At 58.6% G+C, this 2,373-nt stretch carries 3 protein-coding genes; 1 reads left to right on the top strand and 2 read right to left on the bottom strand.

Annotation, left to right across the window (positions count from 1 at the left end):
• A partial coding sequence (locus tag QZ269_RS12770) for a diacylglycerol kinase family protein (RefSeq protein WP_291427079.1) occupies positions 1-238 on the top strand: 238 nt, incomplete at its 5' end.
• 146 nt (positions 239-384) lie between these two features.
• On the opposite strand, the gene purU is transcribed toward QZ269_RS12770, so the two are convergent.
• Positions 385-1,284 (bottom strand): formyltetrahydrofolate deformylase, encoded by a 900-nt coding sequence (gene purU / locus QZ269_RS12775; protein ID WP_291427080.1) that lies wholly within the window; start codon positions 1,282-1,284, stop codon positions 385-387.
• 129 nt (positions 1,285-1,413) lie between these two features.
• Positions 1,414-1,878: a MarR family winged helix-turn-helix transcriptional regulator gene (locus QZ269_RS12780; protein ID WP_291427081.1), complete on the bottom strand. Its 465-nt coding sequence runs from the start codon at positions 1,876-1,878 to the stop codon at positions 1,414-1,416.
• Positions 1,879-2,373 lie beyond the last annotated feature (495 nt).

Below are 2,373 nucleotides of genomic sequence, written 5' to 3' on the forward strand. Positions count from 1 at the left end.
GCTGCGTGCGCCGCTCGCGCCGATCATGCTGTGCTGCACGCTGGTACTGAGCCTGGAAATCGTGAACACGGCGCTGGAAGCCCTGACCGACCTCGCCAGCCCGGAGATTCACCCGCTGGCGAAGGTCGCCAAGGACGCTGGCGCTGGGGCCGTGCTGATCGCCAGTTGTGGGGCGCTGCTGGTGGGGCTGGTGGTACTGGGGCCCCCGCTGTGGGGGGCGGTGAGTGGGGGATGGTGAGTTGGTGTCTTAGAGCAGTTCTCCGAATGATGGGCACGTCGGCAAAACACCGCCGCCCCCTTCATTCTGCGTCCTACTCTTTTTTTTTCACTCGTTCCACTCGGCAACAAGAGGGTCAAAAGAGCACCATCTTGTTGCAAAATGCTCTAAAACACTACCGTTTTATTCCCGTAGACCAGCACACGGTCCTCTGCGTGGGCCTTGACGGCGCGGGCCAGCACCTGCCGCTCGACGTCGCGGCCAATTCGCATTAAGGTTTCGGGGGTTTCGCGGTGCGTCACCGAAATCACGTCCTGGGCGATGATCGGCCCAGCGTCTAGCTCGGCGGTGACGTAATGACTGGTCGCCCCGATCAGCTTGACACCCCGCTCGAAGGCCGCGCGGTGGGGGTTAGCTCCCACGAAAGCGGGCAAGAAACTGTGATGAATGTTGATCACCGGCTTACCGAACTGGTCCAGAAAATCGGTACTCAGAATCTGCATATAGCGTGCCAGCACCGCGAAATCGGCCCCGGCCTCGTGCATCAGGCGAATCTGCTCGGCCTCGGTTTTGTTTTCCTTGTTTACCGTGATGGCGTGAAAGGGGATCCCGAACATCTCGGCGTCGCGGCGCAGGGTCTCGTGGTTGCTCAGGATCAGCGGAATCTCGATGTTCAGCTCGCCCCGGCGCTTACGCCACAACAGGTCCAGAAGGCAGTGGTCGTACTTGCTAACCAGAATAGCCATTTTCTTGGGCCGCGCCGCGTAACTCAGTTGCCAGCTCATTCCGAAAGGCTCGGCGACCACCTGGGCAAACGCCCGCTCAAAGGTTCCGCGTGACACGCCAAGGCCCTCGAGGTAAAACTCCATTCGCATAAAAAACGTGCCGCCGCTGGGATCGGTGCTGTGCTGGTCGCTGTGAATGATATTCGCGCCGTGATTGTGCAGGAACTGCGACACGGCGGCCACAATGCCGGGCTGATCGGCGCACGAGATGGTCAGGGTGGCGGTGTTGTTCGTGGTGTCTCGGGGGTTTAGAGGGGAATTAGTGGGGGCCGGGGCCGTCATAACTACCCAGGATAGCGTGATTTGCAGGCGTGCTGGTCAGCGCCGCCGAACGTCCAGCGGCGGCCTGTGCGCGTGCGGGGGCTTTTGCCCCTATGACCTGTCCTGACCTCCTTGCCCCTGGTCAGGCCATCAGTCCTGTTCAGCGTCCCTGACTCCCAGACCCAGCTTACGGGTCAGGTATTGCAACTGCAACTGCTCCTGCGCTCCGAGGCAACTAAAGACTTTGCCAATGCCCTCGACATGCGCGGGCCAGATTTCCGCGATCAGCAGGCGGCCACGTTCAGTCAGGTGAACCATGCTGACACGTCGGTCGTGTTCATCACGGTGGCGCACAACCAGACCACCGCGCTGCAAATTATCGATCACCATCGTCAGGTTTCCACTAGAACGCAGAATCTTTTCCGACAGCTGGCGCTGGCTAAGCGGCCCGGCGTGGTAAAGCGCCTCAAGCACACCGAACTGACTGACCGTCAAGTGGTGCTTCATCAAGTGGCGGTGCGCCTCTGTCTCAACGGCGTGTGCCGCCCGCCACAACTTGATATAGGCGTTCAGAGCGCTCTGCTGCTGTGCTGTGGCACAAAAAAAATCAGGCATTTCAGCGGCCTGACCCAAAAAGAGTACTGAAAAAATCCATGTGGCACAGCTTAACAAGAATATGTTCCGACCGGAGAGGGGGGGGCCTAAGAACATTAGAGCTGCCCACCTCTGGAGCAAAAGAGAGGCTGGTGCAGGTGGCTGCCGAGCAGAGAGTGCAGCTTGATTCACCTCTGCCACGAGTGGAACGAGAAGGCAAAAACGAGCTGCTGGTAACAGTGGACTCGTAGAGCCGCGAAGCAGAGCGGACTTGGACGCTTTCCCCAGATACGCACAACCGTAACCGGAAGCTACTCACCGTGAAACCCGTATTTTGCCTACTCGCCTCTGTTCGGATTAAATCCAGAACTGCCCCGGCCACTTGGCAGTCTGTACTACTTATAAGGCTATGGATCTAAACACTGAGTAGTTGCAATAAAAGGTAACTGCTCAGCAGGGGGACTTGCGAAGCGGAAAGGGGTAGAGTAGGGACATTACGCAAAAGATCTGTCCCAA

Origin of the sequence: Deinococcus sp., assembly GCF_018260405.1 — a bacterium.
Taxonomy (GTDB): Bacteria; Deinococcota; Deinococci; order Deinococcales; family Deinococcaceae; genus Deinococcus.